Annotated in this window: 13 protein-coding genes, 1 tRNA gene and 1 pseudogene; 10 read left to right on the forward strand and 5 right to left on the reverse strand. The window is 60.4% G+C overall.

The features are described from left to right. Positions 1–62: 62 nt before the first annotated feature. On the forward strand, positions 63–2,201 hold the full coding sequence (locus BPSY_RS02625) for a cation:proton antiporter (RefSeq protein ID WP_033496903.1): 2,139 nt from the start codon (positions 63–65) through the stop codon (positions 2,199–2,201). Positions 2,202–2,245: 44 nt separating this feature from the next. On the opposite strand, the gene BPSY_RS02630 is transcribed toward BPSY_RS02625, so the two are convergent. Together BPSY_RS02630 and BPSY_RS02635 are read right to left on the reverse strand one after the other, a co-directional pair. Continuing rightward, on the reverse strand, positions 2,246–3,001 hold the full coding sequence (locus BPSY_RS02630) for an alpha/beta hydrolase (RefSeq protein WP_033496902.1): 756 nt from the start codon (positions 2,999–3,001) through the stop codon (positions 2,246–2,248). A gap of 71 nt (positions 3,002–3,072) precedes the next feature. Next, positions 3,073–3,873 carry a CvpA family protein gene (locus tag BPSY_RS02635; RefSeq protein WP_033496901.1) on the reverse strand — a complete coding sequence of 267 codons (801 nt, stop codon included), beginning with the start codon at positions 3,871–3,873 and terminating at the stop codon, positions 3,073–3,075. Positions 3,874–4,350: 477 nt separating this feature from the next. On the opposite strand from BPSY_RS02635, the gene dcd reads away from it, so the two are divergent. After that, positions 4,351–4,965: a dCTP deaminase gene (dcd, locus tag BPSY_RS02640; RefSeq protein WP_051921535.1), complete on the forward strand. Its 615-nt coding sequence runs from the start codon at positions 4,351–4,353 to the stop codon at positions 4,963–4,965. A gap of 176 nt (positions 4,966–5,141) precedes the next feature. Here the strand turns inward: dcd and BPSY_RS02645 are convergent. Beyond that, positions 5,142–8,039, reverse strand: a pseudogene (locus tag BPSY_RS02645) (cation-translocating P-type ATPase); the annotation flags it as partial. Positions 8,040–8,371: 332 nt separating this feature from the next. Here BPSY_RS02645 and rlmB point away from each other — a divergent pair. Next, complete coding sequence (gene rlmB, locus BPSY_RS02650; protein WP_033496899.1) at positions 8,372–9,361, forward strand: 23S rRNA (guanosine(2251)-2'-O)-methyltransferase RlmB; 990 nt, start codon at positions 8,372–8,374, stop codon at positions 9,359–9,361. A gap of 160 nt (positions 9,362–9,521) precedes the next feature. Here the strand turns inward: rlmB and BPSY_RS02655 are convergent, their stop codons facing one another. Continuing rightward, positions 9,522–10,886: a DUF4032 domain-containing protein gene (locus BPSY_RS02655; protein WP_415451870.1), complete on the reverse strand. Its 1,365-nt coding sequence runs from the start codon at positions 10,884–10,886 to the stop codon at positions 9,522–9,524. 240 nt (positions 10,887–11,126) lie between these two features. Beyond that, the gene (locus tag BPSY_RS02660) at positions 11,127–12,254 is read right to left on the reverse strand and encodes an ABC transporter ATP-binding protein (protein ID WP_033496981.1); all 1,128 of its coding nucleotides are present in this window, start codon (positions 12,252–12,254) and stop codon (positions 11,127–11,129) included. Between the two features lie 342 nt (positions 12,255–12,596). Here BPSY_RS02660 and BPSY_RS02665 point away from each other — a divergent pair, with 342 nt between their 5' ends. The 7 genes from BPSY_RS02665 (at position 12,597) to BPSY_RS02695 (ending at position 20,512) form a co-directional block, all read left to right on the forward strand. Then, the gene (locus BPSY_RS02665; RefSeq protein ID WP_100841117.1) at positions 12,597–14,675 is read left to right on the forward strand and encodes a protein kinase domain-containing protein; all 2,079 of its coding nucleotides are present in this window, start codon (positions 12,597–12,599) and stop codon (positions 14,673–14,675) included. A gap of 80 nt (positions 14,676–14,755) precedes the next feature. Next, positions 14,756–15,724, forward strand: a complete 969-nt coding sequence (locus BPSY_RS02670) for a DsbA family protein (protein WP_033496897.1) — start codon at positions 14,756–14,758, stop codon at positions 15,722–15,724. 152 nt (positions 15,725–15,876) lie between these two features. Then, a tRNA-Thr gene (locus tag BPSY_RS02675) sits at positions 15,877–15,950 on the forward strand. 533 nt (positions 15,951–16,483) lie between these two features. After that, on the forward strand, positions 16,484–17,926 hold the full coding sequence (locus BPSY_RS02680) for an aggregation-promoting factor C-terminal-like domain-containing protein (RefSeq protein WP_033496896.1): 1,443 nt from the start codon (positions 16,484–16,486) through the stop codon (positions 17,924–17,926). A gap of 10 nt (positions 17,927–17,936) precedes the next feature. Then, positions 17,937–18,812 carry a 16S rRNA (adenine(1518)-N(6)/adenine(1519)-N(6))-dimethyltransferase RsmA gene (rsmA, locus tag BPSY_RS02685; RefSeq protein WP_033496895.1) on the forward strand — a complete coding sequence of 292 codons (876 nt, stop codon included), beginning with the start codon at positions 17,937–17,939 and terminating at the stop codon, positions 18,810–18,812. A 29-nt stretch (positions 18,813–18,841) separates the two neighbouring features. Further along, on the forward strand, positions 18,842–19,852 hold the full coding sequence (locus tag BPSY_RS02690) for a 4-(cytidine 5'-diphospho)-2-C-methyl-D-erythritol kinase (protein ID WP_051921538.1): 1,011 nt from the start codon (positions 18,842–18,844) through the stop codon (positions 19,850–19,852). A 39-nt stretch (positions 19,853–19,891) separates the two neighbouring features. Then, positions 19,892–20,512: a LytR C-terminal domain-containing protein gene (locus tag BPSY_RS02695; protein WP_033496894.1), complete on the forward strand. Its 621-nt coding sequence runs from the start codon at positions 19,892–19,894 to the stop codon at positions 20,510–20,512. The last annotated feature ends 64 nt before the right edge of the window (positions 20,513–20,576 follow it).

Genomic DNA, 20,576 nt, shown 5'->3' on the forward strand with positions numbered 1-20,576 from the left:
CTGAGAGACCGATCAAGACCGATATGCGGTAACAAGGCATTCGTGCGTGGAAAGAGGGCAGCGTGGAGGTATTCACTCTTATACTGTGCATCGTCGCCGCCGTACTCATATCGTCATTCCTCAGCCGCTTCATACCGAAGATCTCAACCCCCCTGGTCCAGATACTGCTCGGCGTGCTCATCACGCAATTCCCTTTCTTCCCGCAGGTGCATCTGGATCCGGAACTCTTCATGGTGTTGTTCATCGCACCGCTGCTGTACCACGAGGCGCACAGCATCGATAAGTCCTCGCTGCTCAAGAATCTCGGTATCTCCCTCTCACTCGCGATCGGGCTGGCCACCGCGACGATGCTGGTCGTCGGCTATGCGCTCAACGCCGTCTGGGCGACCATACCGCTTGCGGCGGCTTTCGCCTTGGGCGCGGCACTCGGTCCCACCGACGCCGTCGCCGTTTCCTCGCTCGGCAAGGAGGCCAGCCTGAGCATAAGGCAGCGGGCCATACTCAAGGGTGAATCGCTGTTCAACGATGCCACCGGCGTCATAGGTTTTCAGTTCTCCATCCTGGCGGCGGTCACCGGATCATTCTCGGCACCCCAGGCGATCGGCACCTTCGCGTTCTCCTTCATCGGAGGCGTTCTGCTCGGCCTCGTTTCAGGCATGGTGCTCAACTGGCTCTTCGAGACAAGCCGTGAACTCGGCTGGGAGACCACGACGACCCGGATCCTGATGGAGATATTCTTCCCCTTCCTGCTGTATCTTGTCGCCGAGGACATCGCCCACATTTCAGGCATCCTGGCCGTCGTCACGGCAGGACTGCTGATCCGATTCGACCGCAGCGGCATCGGACCGAATGTCTCACGGACGAATATCGTCTCCTCAAGCGTGTGGACCGTACTGTCCTTCAGTCTGAACGGCGCGGTGTTCGTACTGCTCGGCATGCTGCTGCCCGAGGCGATGCAGACCAGTTGGTCCGACCACACCGTGAACAACTGGGCGCTCATCGGCATCATCGCTCTGGTCTCGGCGGTTGTGGTGCTCATACGATTCATCTGGGTATCCGGGATGCTGGCAATCGCCAAGGACGCGGTAACCCGCCAACGCCGTCCTATGACGGCTGAGCGCTGGCGTTCGGCTGCGGTCATGACCTTTGGGGGTCCCAAGGGGACCATCACGCTCTCCTTGGTATTGACGATCCCTTATGTGCTGGCGTCCGGCAAACCTTTCCCGATGCGCGATGAGCTGATATTCGTGGCTGCCGGGGTGATCATCGTGACCCTGGTCATGGCCAATTTCGCACTTCCGCTGCTCGCGCCGGTTAGCACTCACAGCATTCCGACCAGGCATTTCGAAACCGTCATCGACGTGCTTCGCAGAACCGTCGAGGAGCTTTCCTCACGCGTGACCGCCGAGAACCGCCGGGCCGTCCAGATCGTGCTGTCCTCATACAACCAGCGCATCGCCCGTTTGAAAGCCAGGATCGGGCAAAGGGATCCGAAGGAGTTCGAACGCCTGCAAATCGAAGCATTGACCTGGGAGCAGGACTTCATCGAGCAGCGCCTCGCAGGACTTGACGAGCGTAGCGATGCCGAACGCAGCGGCAACACCGACGGCATGGATGCCGACCCCGCGCAGCACAACACCACTCCCGATGAGCTTACCGCCTCACTTGATGAGGATGCCCGTCAGGAGTATGAACGCAGGGCCGCTTCACGCCTGCTCGACCAGATATCCCGCTCGCTCAGCCACATCGACGAATCCAGCGAAATGCGCTGGCGCCTACGCAATATCCGACGCCGTTCCCATGGTCTGGTGAAGCATCTGAGCAGTCGTATCAGGCACTCTTCCCCGCTGGTGAACGGAGACACGCTTTTCGCCGTCACCAGGACCCTGCAAAGCGATGTGAATCGCTACGTCATCGGGAAACTCTACGACGAACTCGGCTCCGACCGGTTCAACACCGAAGACGTGCTATCGCTGATCATCGAGCATCAGCGGGCGGAGAACGCCCTGCGTGCGCGCACGACGATGGGAGACACCACCAAGACCCTGGTGTCCGTTCAGGAGATCAAACGCGAGGGCTACGCCATTGAACTCAGCATCATCCAGGACATGCTTGAAGCCGGTGATATCTCACGGCCCGAGGCCCGACTGCTGCGCCGCAATGTGTACGTGATGCAGGTCGATGCCGATTCAGGCATCTGAGCGCGTCGAATCACGCCCCTGCGCAAGCCCTGTCGTATGGCCGCTCACATCATTCCGGAGGAAATATCATTCTGGATGAGCCACTGGCGGATATCGCTGAATTCCTCCAGGCTCACCGCATGATCCAAGCCGTGGTATTCATGGGAATTCAACCATGTGTGCTCCTCGAGCCATGCGGCGGTGGCATAGAGCTCGTACCTGGGAATCACATTATCGGCACTGCCGTATCCGTAGAACACCGGGATGTCCAAAGAAGCCAGCCGGGAATCCGCGGGCACCGCCTCCTTCACCAGACCGGGGGCCATGAATCCGGAAAGACTCACCGCGGCCCTGTACCGCTCAGGATGCAAGCGCAGGAGATGGATGGCAAGCACACCTCCCTGTGAGAATCCCAGCGGGACGATATCACGGTCTGCAGCGATGTGCTCGGAGACCCAGCGGTCGATGGCTTTGGCCGCCGCATAGGCGTCCCGGTCCAGATCCTCACCGGTGGGGACGCAATCGTGGAACCAGCTGTACCCTTTCGGGCCGCTGGCACCCGCATATGCGGCAGGCATGTCCAGCGGGGCACGCAGGGCTGCATAATCGTTGTAGGGAGCCACATAACGCATCAAATCAGCCAGATCCTGCTCATTCGATCCCCATCCATGAAGCAGGAGGAACATCGGGAGTCTGGTATTCGCCTGAGCCTGGCCTTTCGACAACAGCGCATGGGAGACCGACAGATCCTCGCCGAAACTCCCTGCAATGACTTCGGATCTACGTCCCGTCATGGTGTGCGGCTCGTGTTCTTCGCTCATACTGCAACACCATACCTTCCCACTGCGCGCATCACGTAGCATTCCCACGCCCTTCGGATGCAGACGGCCGTCTATTCGATCGTGCCCACCGTGCCACCCCACTTCTTCTGAAGGGCCTCGATCTGGGATGCCTGCGCCACGGCCATCCATTGCTTGCCGTTGAGTATGCGCCAATCCCCCTGGGTCTGCGAATTATCCTGGTATTGCTCAAGCAGGCTCGCTATCTTCTGTTCGGCTATGCCCCTGCCCAAGGATGCCGCGGAAGCGTTGCTGAAAACGATGAAGGCCATCCTCGGATTTTTACACACCTTGATGCTGCTCACACCGGGATATTCACTGACCCCGATTGCCGTCCAGCCATCCACGCAGGTACCGGCCGTCTGCTCCATGCCCTGCTCCATGCCGCTGACACTTGAGGACGGCGCCTCATCCCTGACTGTCTCCTGAATGATGCCGTTCGGAAAGAGATTCTGCACCACGAGGGTGCAGCCGATCAGCACCAGGGTGGCGAAGAAGCAGACGATGCTCCATGAACCGATCGAGTGGCTTCTGATCTCACGAGGCACCAGCAGACGCGCCGTGATTCCCAGAATCAGGGAGAGGATCGCAAACGCAGCCGCGGCGATACCGCTCCGTTCATCGGCGAAAACAGCCGTGAAGGCCGGCATCTTGGTAGGGGCGACCGCATATGCCAGCCACAGGCCAGCCGTGCCCACCGCAAGAAGCCCTAATACGACCGCCACCCTGCTCAGGGGCGTCGAGCTGCGCACCTGCGGTGCATGCCTGCCACCGCCACGATGATGCCCGGCCTCGCCGCCATCATCATTCCTTGGGTATCCGTACTCATCCAGAAAATCGAGATCGTCTGCCATGCGCCATCCCTCCGGTTCCCGTCCACTTCAGGGATTTCCCTACGGGACAGTCTACGCAATACCGGAAAGGAGCGTGCAATCGGCCGTCTGCCATTGACGCCGAAAAAGAGAAACCCGGCGGGGTTGGCCGCCGGGAGAGAAAGGAGAGAGAAGAAGGATTCAGTTATCGGGAACTGTTTGCATCCCCGATCATCAATCGATGCTGCATCTTGATGACAACATCAAGTAGACCATCGAAACCTTGACAGATATTTGGTGTTTTCTGAAAATATTCTGTGAACCTGAATCCCGCGGCGGCATCCACAGCGAAGATGGAGCCCATCGCCACCCTGCGGGATTCGCACCTCCGCACCGCGCCATCCTCAAGCGGTCGCAGGCCTCGCCCCTCTCCGATCGATATTCCCTGCACGGGGAAGGACCGCCGGTCTTACGGGGGTCGCTAGACTATGCTGAGAAAGCATTATTAAGGAGCGAATCATGCTGTTGAGCGACCGCGACATCATTGCCGCACAAACCCAGGGTGGAATATCCTTGACACCTTGGACACCCGAGATGGTCCAGCCCGCCAGCGTTGACGTGCGCCTGGATCGCTTCTTCCGCCTGTTCAACAATCATGAATACACCTACGTCGATCCCGCCGAGGATCAGGGCGCGCTCACCGAACAATTCGAGGTCGCGGCTGGAGAACCTTGGATCCTGCATCCAGGGGAGTTCGTTCTTGGCTCGACGTGGGAATACGTCAAACTCGATGGCTCGATAGCCGCCCGCCTTGAGGGGAAAAGCTCCCTGGGCCGACTTGGCATACTGACACATTCGACCGCAGGATTCATTGATCCCGGCTTTGAGGGGCATATCACGCTTGAGCTCTCCAATGTGAGCACGCTGCCCGTGAAGCTCTGGCCTGGCATGAAGATCGGACAGATGTGCTTCTTCGAGCTCTCCTCGCCCGCCGAGCATCCATACGGCAGCACCGGAACCGGTTCGCACTATCAGGGTCAGCGAGGACCGACGCCTTCGCGATCATTCGTCAACTTCTACCGTGCCGATGTCTCCGACACTGAGGTTCCCCAGTCCGAGGCCGAGGCGGAGTAGCTCTTGCCGGCCCGTATGCGGACGGAGTACGTAGCCGCCCGTTTCGCCAGCGGTCCCCAAACAAGATGCACGATATGGGGGTGGGCTGCCGATACATTCGGCAACCCACCCCCATATGCATTCATCCCGGGCTGCGCATCACACGGGCTTCATCGCATGATGCGCGGCGGCGGCGATCAGGCGCGTCTCTTTTCGATCGCCCTGAGTACCACCTTGCGTAATTCGGAAGCGACCAGCACGAAGGCGGCCAGTCCGATGCACTCGAACCACGCCAAGGCGCCCAATGGGGTTGTTCCGAATGCCGTGTTCAGGAATGGCACGTAGATAACCAACACCTGCAAGGCGATCGAGATGCCGATGGCCCCCCACAGCCACTTGTTGCTGAACAGTCCAACGAAGGCTGATTGCAGGGCGGAGCGGGACGCCACGGCGTTGAAGAGCTGTGCGAACACCAGAATGGTGAAGCCCATCGTACGTGCCTCGACCATCTGCTCCTCGTGTCCGAGCGCCGCAACGGAACGATCGGTGAACAAACCGCCACTCAGATGCATATCCATGCCGATCAGCGTCACGATGGCCATGATGATGCCGATGAAGATGATGTCGCCCCACATCGATTTGTCGATGACGCGATCGTTCAGCCTGCGCGGGCTCCGTCCCATCACATCATCCGTCTGCGGATCGATACCCATGGCCAACGCCGGAGCGGCATCGGTGAGCAGATTGATCCACAGCAGCTGGGTGGCGAGCAGCGGAAGCGTGACGCCTTGGGATTCGGGCTGCGTGATACCGAGGAAACCTGCAAGCATCACACCACCGAAGACGGTGAAGACCTCGCCCACATTCGAACTCAGCAGGTAGCGCAGGAACTTGCGGATGTTGTCGAAGATCACCCGGCCCTCACGCACCGCAGCGACGATGGTGGAGAAATTGTCGTCCGCGAGAATCATCTTCGCGGATTCCTTCGTCACCTCGGTACCGGTGATGCCCATGGCCACGCCGATATCGGAGGTTTTGACGGCGGGGGCGTCGTTCACGCCGTCACCCGTCATGGCCACGATGTTCTGCTGGCGTTGCAGGGAATCGACGATCTTGAGCTTGTGCTCGGGTGCCACACGGGCATATACCGAGATCTTGCTGGTCGTCTTGTCGAACTCCTCCTGGCTCATCGCATCCAGTTCTTCGCCTGTACGCGCCTCGTCACCGGGCTTGATGATGCCCAGATCACTGGCGATACGGGCCGCGGTCAGCGGGTGGTCGCCGGTGATCATCACCGTGCGGATACCCGCACGATGCGCCTCGGCGACGGAGTCACGAACCTCGGTACGTGGTGGATCGATGATGCCGACCATCCCGGTCCAGATCAGATCCTTCTCGATGACTTCGCTTTGCTCTGCGATGTCACGTACCTGCCCGGCCGCATTCGCCTGCACTCCGGGGACCTCGGACAGCGAGGGGGTGTTCAGAGGACGGTATGCCTGGCCGAGCGTTCTGTATGCCTGAGAGGACAGCTCCTCGACACTCTGCAGGATGGTCTGGCGGTCGCCTTCGGTAAGCGGGCGAACCTGGCCGTTGACACTGATCCGCGAGCAGTATCCCAGGAGCACATCGGGCGCGCCTTTGGCGAAAACGCTCAATCTGCGCGCATCGGAGCGGTCCTCGGCGATGATCGACATGCGCTTGCGTTCGGAGGTGAAGGGCAGCTCGGCGACCCGCTGGAAATTCTCGTAGGCCTTGTTGGCGCGAATCTTCCTCGCGGCAACCACCAAGGACACCTCGGTCGGGTCGCCCACGATCTCCCACTTGTCGCCGGCATCCGATTTACGCAACTCGCCGTCGTTCGCCAGGGAGCCCACCGCAAGAGTGAGCATGGCTTCGGCGCGTGCAGGGTTATCGCCCTGAAGATCGCCACCGTTGATGCCCGTCATCTGACCGACCGGTGCGTATCCCGTGCCGGTGATCTCCACCTGGCCACTCGGGGTCAGCACACGTTCGACCGTCATCTCGTTGCGGGTCAGCGTACCTGTCTTGTCGGAGCAGATCACCGAAGCGGATCCCAGTGTCTCGACGGAACTCAGCTTCTTGACGATTGCGTGATGTTGGGCCATACGCTGCACGCCGAGAGCCAAAACAACGGTGAGGATTGCGGCAAGGCCCTCGGGAACCGCGGCTACGGCGAGGGAGACGGCCAACAGCAGGGAATCGATCACGTCCTGCGTACTGTGGAAGCCTTCCATAACAGCGAGCGCCACCAGCACCAGCACGGCGATAATGCACACCGCGATGCCCAGCACCTTGGAGACATGGGCCATTTCCTTCTGCAGCGGCGTGGTATCGTCCTCGGTCTGGGAAAGCATATCCGCGATCTTGCCGACCTGTGTGTTCATACCGGTGCCGGTCACGATCACGCGGCCTGTTCCTTGCGTCACCGAAGTGCCGTTGAACACCATGTTGGCGCGATCGCCCAGGGCTTTCGCGCTGTCCAGCTTATCCGGGCGTTTGCCGACGGGCACCGACTCTCCGGTCAGCGAGGCCTCGGCTATACGCAGGCTCGCGGACGCGACCAGACGGCCATCGGCGGAAACGGTGTCGCCCTCGCCCAGGACCACCACATCACCGGGAACGACGTCGCTGGTGTTGATGCGCGTCACCCTGCCGTCGCGCAGCACCGATGTCTGCGGGGCTGTCATCTGCGCCAGAGCATCAACCGCCTTCTCGGCCTTGACCTCCTGAAGATACCCGAGCACCGCGTTAAGCACCAGAATGAGTACGATGACGATCGAATCGAAAGGCAGGGCCTCAGCACCCTCGGCCCCCGCTTGCGCGTGCGATCGCTCGATGAACCAGGCCACCAGTGAAATCAATGTGGCCGCAAGCAGCAGGTACACCAGGGGATCCTTGAACTGCTCAAGGAACTTCTTCCATTTTGGAACCGGTGGAGCGCTGGCCAATTCATTGGCTCCGAACTCCTCAAGGCGACGCTTCGCCTCATCACTACTCAAACCGGTTGCAATATCGACGTCCAATGCCTGGGCGACCTCTGTGGATTCAATCAGAGACGGGTCGCTATCTGTCGGCAGACCTCCTGAGCGTTGGACGATGTGATTACTGGAAGGTCCAGTCATTATCGAACTCCTAGATCAGCCGCGGAGTATTCAGTCTGGTTCGGCAACGGTAACAACGCTTGCCCAAACTGCGCGGTTGTGTGACCGACGCTTATGCATCGGTTCTTAGCACGTCTATTATTGCACACGGCGAATCGATGACATGGTTTCTCAGCGCAAGGAAAAGGTGGGTGTTCCTTGTCCGCGGATGCCGTGATCGGATGCCGCATGATAGACCGAGGAGAACATCGACGGCGAGGTCTGCTCCCGGAGTATCCCCGACTGATGAGAGAATGGTGGGTATGGCAATGAAAAAGGGCCCGACAAAAGGTTCGGGCGGTAAGCACCGCAGCAAGCTCCGCGGCAAAGGTCCGACGCCGAAGGCTGAGGATCGCGTATATCACAAGGCGTACAAGGCCAAGAAAACAGCCGAACGACGCAAGGCTTCCGATCCACGTCTGGCAGCCAGGCGGCGCGTGGCCAAGTTCTCCTCCGACTCCGATGATCTCGTCATCGGGCGCAACGCGGTTCTCGAGGCGTTGAGGGTAGGCGTCCCTTCGGTTCAGCTGTATCTGGCAACGCGCATCGAGCACGACGACCGTACGCGCGAGATCGTGAAGCTGGCGGGAGGCGCGGGTCTCCATCTGCTTGAAGCGGACCGGCTGGAGATGGATCGCATCGCACGCTCCGGGAACCATCAGGGCGTTGTGTTGAAAGTGCAGCCGTACCAGTATTCCTCGGTACAGACCCTGCTTGAACAGTCAGCCAAACGCGCCCGGGCGATGGAGGCGGCTTCACCGGCGGCACGTATCGCGGCGAAACCGCTGTTCATAGCGCTCGATGGGGTTACCGATCCACAGAACCTCGGTGCAGTCATCCGTTCGGCGGCGGCATTCGGAGCCTCCGGTGTGATCCTCCCCGAGCGTCGCAGCGCGTCGGTCACATCAACGGCGTGGAAGGTCTCCGCAGGAGCGGCTGCCCATATGCCGGTGGCACGGGTCGTGAATCTGACCAAGGCCCTTCAGGGGCTCAAGGAGAACGGGTATTACGTGGTCGGCCTCGACGGCGGCGGCGATGCGATGGTCGGGGAAACCGGTTTCGAGAAGGACGCGCTGGTCATCGTATTGGGTTCCGAAGGCAGCGGTCTGAGCCGTTTGGTGCGCGAGAACTGCGATGCCATCGCGGGGATCCCGATCACCAATATGGTCGAGTCGCTGAATGCTTCAGTGGCGGCCGGCATCAGCCTGTACGCCGTTGCCAATGCACGCCGTAAGGCCGCGGCGGAGCTGTAAACCCGTGGCTTCCTCCGGGGAGCCGGCACCGCAAGGGCTTGTGAGACACCGAAGATGACAGTCTCACGCGCCCTTGCGGGCGGCTTCGCGCTACATGACCTCGCGCTTGAAGGCCGCCATCCGGCTCAGGCCGTGGCTCCCGTCACGCGGCGATAACGAATCAGCTCGACCACACAGCGGCGTCCGGGTCGTCCTCGGGGTTGTAATAGGTGGCATCATCATCGACCACACCGGCATCGGCCTCGGAATTGATGTCCTCCATCGCCTGGGCATCCAGCTTGTACTGCGGCAGCACCTTTTCGATGTAGCTTTCCACGGCTTCGGCCATAGGGATGTCGTGTCCTGCCTTCTCCGCCAGATACCACCGGTGGGTCAGTATCTCGTGGAAGAACTGCGCCGGCTGGATCTGCGACCGGTATTCCTGGGGGATCATCCGGGCCGTCGGCTCGAACATCTCACGCATCCAGTCCGTGGCGACGATCTCCAGGTCCTCGCCCTGCCTCCACGTCGAAGCACGGTAGGCGTCAAGGTCATTGAGCAGGCGTCGCGCCTGGTTCTCCTGTACATCCAGACCCGTGAGCCTCAACAGCTTGCGTGAGGCGTATCCCGCATCCACAACGCGCGGCCGTACCAGAACCCGGTTGCCATCGGTGTCGGTTTTCATCTCGAGCTCATCCACATCGAAGCCGAGCTCGTTCAGTTTGTTGACACGCTGCTCGATCTTCCACATCTCATTGGGGCTGAAGCTGTCCACATCCGTGAGTGCGCTCCACAGTGAGTGGTAACGCTCCGCGAGTCTGTTGCCGACCTCGACCTCATCGACCTCGGCGGGAAGAAGATTGCCGGAGTTCAGATCCATCAGCTCACCGATGATATTGGTACGGGCGAGGTCGATATCATACTCACGCTGCCCGTTGGTCAGATTGGCGTGGAGGTCACCGGTCTCGGCATCGACCAGAAAGGCCGCGAATGAGTCGGCGTCCCTGAGGAACAGCACATTGGACAGTGACACATCACCCCAGTAGAAGCCCATCAGATGCAGCCGGACCATCAGCACGGCGAGTGCATCGATCAGCCGCTCAGCGGTGTCCGGACGGAGATTACGCGCGAACAGGGCACGGTAGGGCAGAGAGAACTTCAGATGACGCGTCACCAGGATGGCCTCCAAGGGCTCGCCGGCGGGGGAACGCCGACCGGTGACCACCGCAACGGGGGAGACCGTCGGAAGCTCCAGCTTCTGCAGACGCCTCAGCAGCTCGTATTCGCGCTCGGCGACCGACTGCGTGATCTCCTTCATCGCGTAGACCTCGTCGCCCACATGCACGAAACGCACGACGTGCCGGGAAATGCCACGGGGCAGGTTGGCCAGGAGCTCCGCGGGCCATTGCACCAGTGGTTTGTGCCAGGGGAGTGTGAACATGGCGGGATTGGAACTGGCCGCGGTAATACGCAAGGCCTGAGGGGTTGCCGAGGAATCCTCATCGCTCGCCTGCACAGAGGTTGCTTTCAACGCACGCGGATCCATTTGTGACAGTTTCACTTCATCCATAACCTCAAACCTATCCTGCTCAGTGGTCACCGATGTCTCCCATCAGCACGGCGCCGAAATGTCCTCGCTTTCCGAACATCATACATATGCACGCTTGACCGGAGAGGGCAAATGAAAACCCCCGTGATAAGCGGGGGTTCACGCCGGCCGGCGCAGAGAGGAAAAGAGCGCCGACCGTCTATTCGATCAGGGATCTCCACAACCCCTGATATCGAATTAGTTCAGACGCAGTTCGCTCGAAGGAGCGAAGAGGTGCATCTTGGCCGGATCGATGTGGATCTTCACCGTGTCGCCAACACCAGGCAACTCGCGAGGAGACACACGAACCGTGGTCATCTTGTTCTGATCCGACATCATCGTGGACTGCTCGGCGCTGCTGTCGTCCGTAAGGATGTGGCCGTAGATGTATCCATCCGAGCCGAGATCCTCGACGTTGACGACCTTCAGCGAGAAGGCGTCCGCATCCGTTGGGGTCGCGAGCGAGGCGTCCTCGGGACGGAATCCGAGAACGATCTTGCCGTTGTCCTCCGCGGTCAGCTTGTTCACCGCGTCAGCAGGAAGGCTGATGGTGTCGTCACCGATCTTGGCCTGTCCATTGACCACAGGATGAACGTTCAGGTTCATCGAGGGGGAGCCAATGAAGCCGGCCACGAAGACGTTTGCCGGGCGATCGTACAGCTCGGTCGGGCGACCGACCTGCTGCAGCAGACCAAGCTTGATGACGGCGATGCGATCGCCCATCGTCAGGGCCTCGGTCTGATCGTGGGTAACGTACAGGGTGGTGACACCCAGCTGACGCTGCAAGGCGGCGATCTGGGTACGCGTCTGGACACGAAGCTTTGCATCCAAGTTGGAAAGCGGCTCGTCCATGAGGAATACCTTCGGCTCACGAACGATTGCGCGACCCATCGCGACGCGCTGTCGCTGCCCACCAGACAGAGCCTTCGGCTTGCGATCAAGGTACTCGGCCAAATCCAGAATCTCGGCCGCCTTCTCGACGCGCTTGCGAATCTCGTCCTTCGGGGTGCCGGCAATCTTGAGCGCGAAGCCCATGTTGTCCGCAACCGTCATATGTGGGTACAGTGCGTAGTTCTGGAAGACCATTGCGATGTCGCGGTCCTTGGGCTGCATCGTGGTGACGTCCTTGCCACCGATGAGGATACGGCCCTTGTTCACCTCTTCGAGGCCTGCAAGCATGCGAAGCGTGGTTGACTTTCCGCAGCCAGAGGGTCCGACGAGGACAAGGAACTCGCCATCTTTGATTTCCAGATTGAGATCATCCACCGAAGGCTTATCGTTGCCCGGGTAGATACGTGTAACATGCTCGAATACCACTTCAGCCATGTTGTTCATCCTTTCATCGGCAGGTACGTGCCGAACGATCCGTAGTGAAGGGTTTCACTGTTTGACGTCGAGACGGTTTCGACAACTATGAGGATTCCGCGCAACATCATTTGGTTATTGGTGGTTCGCCGAAGAAAACTCTCCCTTGAGCCACGGCCAACTATACACTACGTGTATTGCGGCGGCGCGGCGCACGGTGAATCCTTGGGCGCACAGGCTCCGGAGGCTGCGGCGGCGCACGGTGCTATCAAGGGCCGGAACATGCCGGAAACCCCGCTGTGTGAGTCTGGATCACGCAAAGGTTTCGCATCCCGGAAGATTCCTTCCATATTGAGGGGCACAATAGACCTTATGAGCGATGTGAGCGTATTGAATCTGTCTCCGGGGCAACAGGTCGGCGGCTATACGCTTGTGGCCCGCCTGGGGGGCGGTGCCATGGGCTCGGTCTGGCGCGTGCAGGACGACGGCGGTCAGGAGTATGCGATGAAGATACTCCGCGACTCCTTAAGCGACCAGGAGGGCGATTCGGATGCCGACGACCCCACCAGCCCGCAGATACGGGAAAGGGTCAACGCACGCGAGCGCCTGCGCAGGGAGGCGCTGGCACTGCGAAAGATCGACCATCCGGGCGTATGCAACATCGTTGATATGGAACTCGACGACGCCCTGGCCTTCATCGTCACCGAACTGATCGAGGGGAAGACCCTTCGCGACGATGTGGCCAGCAATGGCAGATATGTCGGTGATGATCTTGAACGCCTGTCCCGCAAGCTCATTGATGCCGTGCGTGCGGTGCATGCGGCCGGCATCGTGCACAGGGACATCAAACCCACCAACGTCATGATCGCCTCGCGTGGTCCCGTGCTGGTCGATTTCGGAATCGCCATGGGCGCGGGGGAAAGCCATGTGACCCGCACCGGACTGGTTATGGGCACCCCGGGCTTCATAGCCCCCGAGATCATTGATGGCGAGGAATCCGATGATGATGCCGACTGGTGGAGCACCGCGGCGGTTCTGGGATTCGCCGCCACCGGCAAGGCGGTTTTCGGCACGAAACCGATGATGGCCGTCCTTGAACGAGCCGCTTCGGGGAATGCCGATCTCAGTGGTCTGCCGACCGGCACCCTCGCCGCATTCCGCAAAGCCCTGAACCCGAAGCGCAGCGAACGGTGCTCACCCGATGAGCTGCTGCATGCCATCGCTCTTGACGCGATGATTCCGGAACTCTGGCTGCCCCAGGCGACAGCCATGTCTCCGGGAGGAAAACCGCTGGAGGGTACGTCAGCGCAGGAAGATCCCCAGATCGCACAGGCTCAGCCCTCTTCGGAGGTGGTGCGCCCTTTTGGCAACGCCTCTTCAGGCACTGAAACGATGCCTGCTTTGACGGGCAACACAGCACTTCTGCATCTGGGAGCCGACGACGGGGAAGACGGCACGCAGGTGATGCGACCCGATGCCGATCCGAGCAATCCGCGCAGCCTTTGGCGTGATGCCGCCGACATCGGCACGGGGGACGATGAAGCCGAGGAGACCCGGATATTCGACCCTCCAACCACGGCGATCGACGAGGTCATGCCCGACCAGACGGCGTTGCTCCGGGCCGTGCAGGTGGAGGACCGGCCTCAGGCTCCGGAAACCATCGTCTACCCGGTGCCTGAGGCGGCCCCGCAGAGTCTGGCGCCACCACAGCCGTATCCCGGAGAGCCCGAACCACCGCAAGCACGTTCGCTCGGCGAGGTGCTATCCACTTACCGTGCCCAAGGAGGTGTCGTTATCTTCGGGATCGCGGCACTGCTGGCGGTGATCGCCATGTCGCTGCCCACCGTGAGCGCCATCATCGCCGGCATGACCCTGTGGGCTCTGTTCACCCAGGGTCTGGTGGCCGAATCCCGTCTGAATCGGCAGTCCCGTCGCGACGGGGCATACAAGAGGTCCGATGGTGCGCTGAGCCTGACCGCACTGCCTTGGTATCTGGTCAAAAGCCTGCTGCTGGTGCTGCCCCGGCTGCTGATCTCCCTACTGCTGGTGGTCATCATCGCGACGTGCGTGGCGATTCTGTGGGACCTGCCGGATATGACCGGATCATTCGCCGCATTCGGCATACAGATTCATATACCACTGATCGGCGGTGTTCCCTTCGGCATATCCGGCATCACCTTGGGTGTGGCTCTGGTGGCCGGCTGGCTGGTCTGCGCGGTCGGACCGGCCTCGCAGACACTGCGGGTCGGAGCAGGAAGACTCTTGAACTCCTACCAAGACGTTTTCAATGCCGACGGCGAGGATCAGCAAAGCCGCGAGTCCCGGAACAGGCGACGCCTCACGCTCGCGATTATCTGGGGTGCCATGCTGGTGGCGGCTTTGGTCGTCGCGGCAAGCAAACAGTCAATAGATTGGGCGCCGGTCCCACTGCTGGAACAATAGCTGCGAGCTGAGAGGATTCCCTAGCAGCCCATGATATGGATACACTTACATTTGTGCCGGATTCTTCGAAAGGACCGTTAATGTCTCAGAACGCGAAAAAGGGCCCAAGCCAGCAGGAAAGCGGCAAACGGTCCGCCCGCGAACGGCGTAAGGCCGCGGAACTCGCTGAACAGCAAGCTCAACAGGCGAGACTTGCCAAAGAACACAAGCAACAGACGCTCATCGGTCTCATCGTGGTCATCGTGGTGGTGGCCCTGGTCGCCGTCGCGGGATTCGCCATCTGGCGCGCTACGCGACCGGTCAGCACCGCGGATGCCGAGAAGGCGTACGAGACCGTGCAATCAGTCAAAACCAAGCCCGCGGATGCCAACAGTAAGGGCGGCTTCCTGATCTCCAAGGACGGTCTGAACAAGAAGATCGCCGATGTGCCCACCGTCGAGGAATACATGGACTTCCTCTGCCCGGGATGCGGTTCCTTCAACCGCTCCGTGGACGAGTCCCTGCAGAAGATGGTCGCGGCCGGGCAGATCAACCTCGTGGTGTACCCCAACGCCTTCCTCGACAGCCTCTCCACCGACGAATACTCGACCAGGGCCGCAAGCGCCGCTGCGTACATCGCGCAGAACGATCCCGACCATCTGCTTGCATTCATCGCGGACATGTTCGCCGAGGATTTCCAGCCAAGCGAATCAAACTACAAGGCCGTCAGCGATGAACAGATCCAACAGGTGGCGATAAAGGCCGGCGTCAGTGAATCCGTTGCCAAGAAATCCACGGATGGCACGTACAAGACCTGGATCTCCAAGGTCTCGGCATACTCCCCCCTGCGCCAGGAACTCTGGAATGTTTCGGGCAGCAACAAGGGACAGATGACCACGCCTACGGTGCGCATCAACGACAATTATTGGGATATGAACAGCGTCAGTTCCTCCGGTCTTGACACCGCCTCGGCGCTGCTCAAGGCTTTGGGAATCTCATCATCGGATGTCGGTCAGGAAGGCGTCCTTCCTTCGATCGGTGCATCCGGCAAGCCGGTATCCCTGAGCTGACCGTCCTTCGCCGACCGTCGCGAACACCTGTTTCGACCCGCGCAAGCCGCTATTCACCGCTTCGGCTGCGCGGGTCGAAGCATTCAATGGGTACTGCTATGCTTATCACTTGTCCGTTCAGCGAGTGCGCATGACGCCGATGAATGGGACAGGCCTCCTTAGCTCAGCTGGCCAGAGCAGCCGCCTTGTAAGCGGCAGGTCGTCAGTTCGACTCTGACAGGAGGCTCCTTTACTGTTCAGGGCTTTCTTCCCCCTCATATTCACTGAATTCCATCACGTTGCTGATGCCCCCTCCTCATCCGGATTCCATATCCCGACCCCTGATCGGCCGCATATCGCGATACGGAACACACACTGTTGGATTTTATACAGTATGTGCAGTATGATGGTAGATGGTTGCTGGGGAACATCACCATCTGTTTCTTGAGTAAGCAAACGGAAGCCCTTCCCCCAAACAATGGCTTCCGTAGGGATGAACCGAGCTTCCCCCAACCTGCTTGGTTCATCCTCTGGGGGGCGGGAGCATCCCCTTCAATCCCGCCCCCCCTTTTTTTCTTTACCGGGAACGCGCTCCACTTCGGTGCGCTGACAGTGGCACGGCACGTTCATCATCATGCTCCGGGGCTGTCGGGTCCAATTGTGGAAGTTTCTTCGCCTATACTCGCAGAACGTTCCGTCGAGGGCCGTGAACAGCTACAATCGCAACAGTTAGGGTGCACCGGGTAGATCACACCGGGGCATGAGGGAGGAGCTGGGCGAATGGCTAAACGCTGGACACCTGATCGTTTTGTCACACGACGACGCGTCAGGGTCGTGGCATGCGCAGCCATCGTCGCCCTGTCGTCCATGCTGTCCTTCGGCATCGCAGCCCGCAAGGCGGTTGCTCTGACCGTGAACGGCGAGACCAGAACCGTGCAGACCTATGCGATGAGCGTTGACCGTCTGTTGGAACAGCAGGGTGTGGATGTCAAAACCCACGATTTCGTTGATTCCTCCTCGGGCGACATGCTGACGAACCACGCAGTGGTGACGGTTCGCAGCGCCTATCAGACCACGATCAATATCGACGGCACCGAGGTCCCGTTCTGGACGGTTGCGACCAGCGCGGAGCAGCTGCTTGGTTTCTTCGAACAAAACGAACACGCGGCCGCAAAGGTCACCGTCGATATCAAGAATGTATACAACCAGCTGACCGGTGGCATGGTGATCAACCGTTCAGGGCCGGTCACGGTGATTGCCGACGGCAAGTCTTCGGTTGCGCCTGATGGCAAGCTTCCTGCGGCATCCATACTCGACTCCAAAGGTATTGTGCTTGGCAAAAAGGATCGTGTGAGCATCGAGACCGATGGTGGTGCGACGGTGCTTCGGGTGAAGCGCGTCACGGAGAGCCAGACCACCAAAACCGTGGCCACGGCGCATGGCACGCAGACGGTTGTGGACGAATCCCTCGCCCCCGGGGCCACTGTTATCCGGCAGGAGGGCCGGGACGGGGAGGACAGGCAGACCTACAACACCACCTTCGTCGATGGTGTGGCGGAAAGCTCCACCCTCATCAAATCGGAAACGGTCAGCGTCCCATTGGACACGATCGTGGCTGTTGGCCCTGCCGAGACCTCATCAAGCCCATCCGATGAGGACAGCAGTTCGCAATCCTCATCGCCTTCGCAGAGCGAAAGCCCGTCATCTTCGAGTTCATCCGCCACACCAAGCGCAACTTCGAGCTCCGCAAGTCCATCCGCGACTCCCAGCAAAACGGCTTCTTCAAGCACCGCCACCAGCACGCCCGCACCGACCAGGACACCGAGCAAAACCGCGACGAGCACGCCAAGCAAAAGCCAAAGCAGCTCCAGCAGCGGTTCCTCCTCCGGTTCTTCCGGTTCCTCCTCCGGCCGCTTGTGGCATCCGACCGTCGCCCAGGCTCAGACCTATGCCGCTGGTGCCGCCGCGCAGCGTGGTTGGACCGGATCGCAGTGGACGGATCTGGTCTGGATCTGGAACAAGGAATCCGGATGGAGTTGGAGTGCCGATAACCCCAGCTCGGATGCTTACGGCATCCCACAGGCCCTGCCGGGTTCGAAGATGGGAAGCGGCTGGCAGGATGACGGCGCTGTGCAGATAGATTGGGGACTCGGCTATATAGCATCGCGCTATGGCAGTCCAAGCCAGGCCAAGGTCTGGTGGTTGAAATACAAGTGGTACTGATCGGGAGCCAATGACCCAACTAGATTCATCGACGACCCTGCTGGGCGCTTCGGATATTCGTCGTATCGCCGCGGAGGCAGGTATCAGCCCCACGAAAAAACTCGGGCAGAATTTTGTGATCGATCCGGGAACCGTCCGTCGCATCGTCCGTGAAGCGGGCATAGAGGCGGACGATCTGGTGCTCGAAGTGGGCCCTGGCCTCGGTTCCTTGACGCTGGGCATACTTGAATGCGATGCGGAACTGACCGCCGTCGAAATCGATCGATCCCTCGCCCGACGTCTGCCGCAGACCGTGGCCGCATACAGCGAGACCGGCGCTTCTCGGATACACATCATCAATCAGGATGCGCTTGCCATCAAGCCGGCGGACCTTCCCGACGAGTATTCCGAACGCGATTTCACACTGGTGGCGAATCTCCCGTATAACGTCGCCACACCCATCCTGCTGACCCTTCTGCAGCGCTTCAGCCATCTCGACCGCTTCCTCGTGATGGTTCAGAAGGAGGTCGCCGACCGACTGGTGGCTGCTCCCGGAAGCAAGATCTACGGCGCCCCCAGCGCCAAGATAGCCTGGTACGGCAAAGCGGCACCCGCGGGGCATATTGGACGCAACGTCTTCTGGCCGGCCCCCAATGTGGATTCCGCACTGGTCTCCTTTGAACGTCGACACCGTGAGGATCGCATAAGCGATCACAGGGATTCGGTCTTCGCACTCGTCGATGCGGCTTTCCAACAGCGCAGGAAGACGCTTCACGCCGCCTTGCGAGGGCGAATCGGTGACTATGCGTATCAGATATCCGGCATCGACCCCACACGAAGGGGCGAAACCCTCACCATAGAGGAATTCCTGATGCTGGAGCAGGCCGCACGTCAGGAACAGGCGTGAGTCCAAACAGGCAACAGACTCGACCATCCATGCCCGACCCCACTGCCGGGTTCCCGGCCTCGACCACCACGTCCTTGCCCGATGCGGCGAGCGTACGGATCGATTGCCCCGCAAAAACCAATATGATGCTGCGGGTCGGACGGGAACGCACGGAGGCGGGCAACAGACACCGTCTGGAAACGCTGTACTGCGGCATCGGAGTCTACGACACCGTCACACTCCGGCCACGCAGACCCGGCAGCGGGTACACACTGACGCTGGAAGGTGAGCATCTCGGTGATCTGGCAGAGGCGGGAAGAGGCGCCGGCCCCGGCGGTGCCAAGCCGACGGTGGACCCTGCCCACGCCATTGAGAACCATGCCGTTCGGGCTCTGCTCGCCATGTCCGATGCATATGCGATCCCACCCGACATCGCGATAACCATATCGAAAGGCATTCCCGTCGGGGCCGGCCTGGGGGGTGGATCGGCGGATGCCGCCGGAACCTTGCTCGGCTTGAAACATATGTGGGGTCTGGCAGGTCCGACCTCCATCCTCGAGCCCATAGCGTCCCAACTCGGAGCGGATATGCCCTTCTGCCTGCACGGAGGTCTTGCCATCGGAACCGGCTTCGGGCAACGGCTGCGAATCGTGGAGGAATCGTCTGAGCTCGGGAACAAACTGAGAGCCGAAGGCTTTCTTGGTGAGACACTGGTAGGTGCTTACAGGACGCAACTGTCCACTGCTGAGGTTTATGGGGTGTTCGATCGCTTGGGTTCAGATCCCGGTGACGTCAACGATCTGCAGCGGGCGGCGTTGCAATTGCATCCGCGCTCGGGCGCGGCCATCGCTCTTGCGCTGTCGGCGGGTGCCACGCATGCCTTTGTCTCGGGTTCCGGCCCTTCCGTAATCGCCTGCGTGAAGGATGGGGATGTCTCTGCCGCCGTACAGGAGGCATGGCATCGGCATGGTGCCGTGGACCGGAGCATCCGGGCGCTGAGCCCGGTGGGACCGGTGCTCCGGGCAGCCGGGGCGATTGCGAATGCCAGCGTCAGACAGTGAGGATAAGGTGTATTCAGAAAGATTGCGGAAGGTTGGAGTATGACGAGTCCTGAGCCGTTCGACGAACGTGAGGCGCGCAGACAGTTTGTACGCAGGCGTCAGAAGCTGGTATTCACCATCGCCGTAGCGGCGCTGGTCATAGCCGTGGCGTTCAGCGCGCTCCTGATTTTGGGTGCGCTCGGGAAGACCTCGCAGAAAACGGCCGCCCAGCTGCCGAACTATGGCGTCGAAGTGCCGTGCGCCCCGGCGAATTCCACCTATTCCAACCACCCGGACGTTGCGGTCCGTGTGCTGAACGGAACCGATAAGTCCGGACTGGGCACCGCGGTGATGGAGGCGCTGAGCAATCGCGGATTCAGCATGAAGGGCAGCGGCGATTATCCCAGCACGGTTGAGGTGCAACGCACCGAGATCCTCTTCGGGAAAAACAACATCGCCAAGGCGTACACCGTGGCCGCGCAGTTCAACGACGCGATCATGAGGATGGACGACCGCAGCGACCAGCTTGTGGATGTCGTCATCGGCTCCACATTCAATAATCTCAACACCGAGAAATCGATCACACCGGCAGGCAAGGCCATAACCTCGATCGAGGGCTGCAAGTCGGATGTCAGCACGATCAAGAACCTGCCCAAGGCCCCTCAACACGACGCGGTCTGATCTCCCCAAACACGGATGTGGACGTGGGAGTGAATAAGCGAGCAGACAGCGTGATGCCCCGAAG

It is taken from the genome of Bifidobacterium psychraerophilum, from assembly GCF_000741705.1.
GTDB lineage: Bacteria > Actinomycetota > Actinomycetes > Actinomycetales > Bifidobacteriaceae > Bombiscardovia > Bombiscardovia psychraerophila.

Excerpts from the sequence above, each read along its gene's own strand:
- BPSY_RS02630 (WP_033496902.1), bottom strand. The coding sequence starts at position 3,001 with ATGAGCGAAGAACACGAGCCGCACACCATGACGGGACGTAGATCCGAA.
- rlmB (WP_033496899.1), top strand. The coding sequence starts at position 8,372 with ATGGCAATGAAAAAGGGCCCGACAAAAGGTTCGGGCGGTAAGCACCGC.
- dcd (WP_051921535.1), top strand. The coding sequence starts at position 4,351 with ATGCTGTTGAGCGACCGCGACATCATTGCCGCACAAACCCAGGGTGGA.
- BPSY_RS02680 (WP_033496896.1), top strand. The coding sequence starts at position 16,484 with ATGGCTAAACGCTGGACACCTGATCGTTTTGTCACACGACGACGCGTC.
- BPSY_RS02690 (WP_051921538.1), top strand. The coding sequence starts at position 18,842 with ATGCCCGACCCCACTGCCGGGTTCCCGGCCTCGACCACCACGTCCTTG.
- BPSY_RS02670 (WP_033496897.1), top strand. The coding sequence starts at position 14,756 with ATGTCTCAGAACGCGAAAAAGGGCCCAAGCCAGCAGGAAAGCGGCAAA.
- BPSY_RS02660 (WP_033496981.1), bottom strand. The coding sequence starts at position 12,254 with ATGGCTGAAGTGGTATTCGAGCATGTTACACGTATCTACCCGGGCAAC.
- rsmA (WP_033496895.1), top strand. The coding sequence starts at position 17,937 with ATGACCCAACTAGATTCATCGACGACCCTGCTGGGCGCTTCGGATATT.
- BPSY_RS02655 (WP_415451870.1), bottom strand. The coding sequence starts at position 10,886 with ATGGATCCGCGTGCGTTGAAAGCAACCTCTGTGCAGGCGAGCGATGAG.
- BPSY_RS02695 (WP_033496894.1), top strand. The coding sequence starts at position 19,892 with ATGACGAGTCCTGAGCCGTTCGACGAACGTGAGGCGCGCAGACAGTTT.
- BPSY_RS02635 (WP_033496901.1), bottom strand. The coding sequence starts at position 3,873 with ATGGCAGACGATCTCGATTTTCTGGATGAGTACGGATACCCAAGGAAT.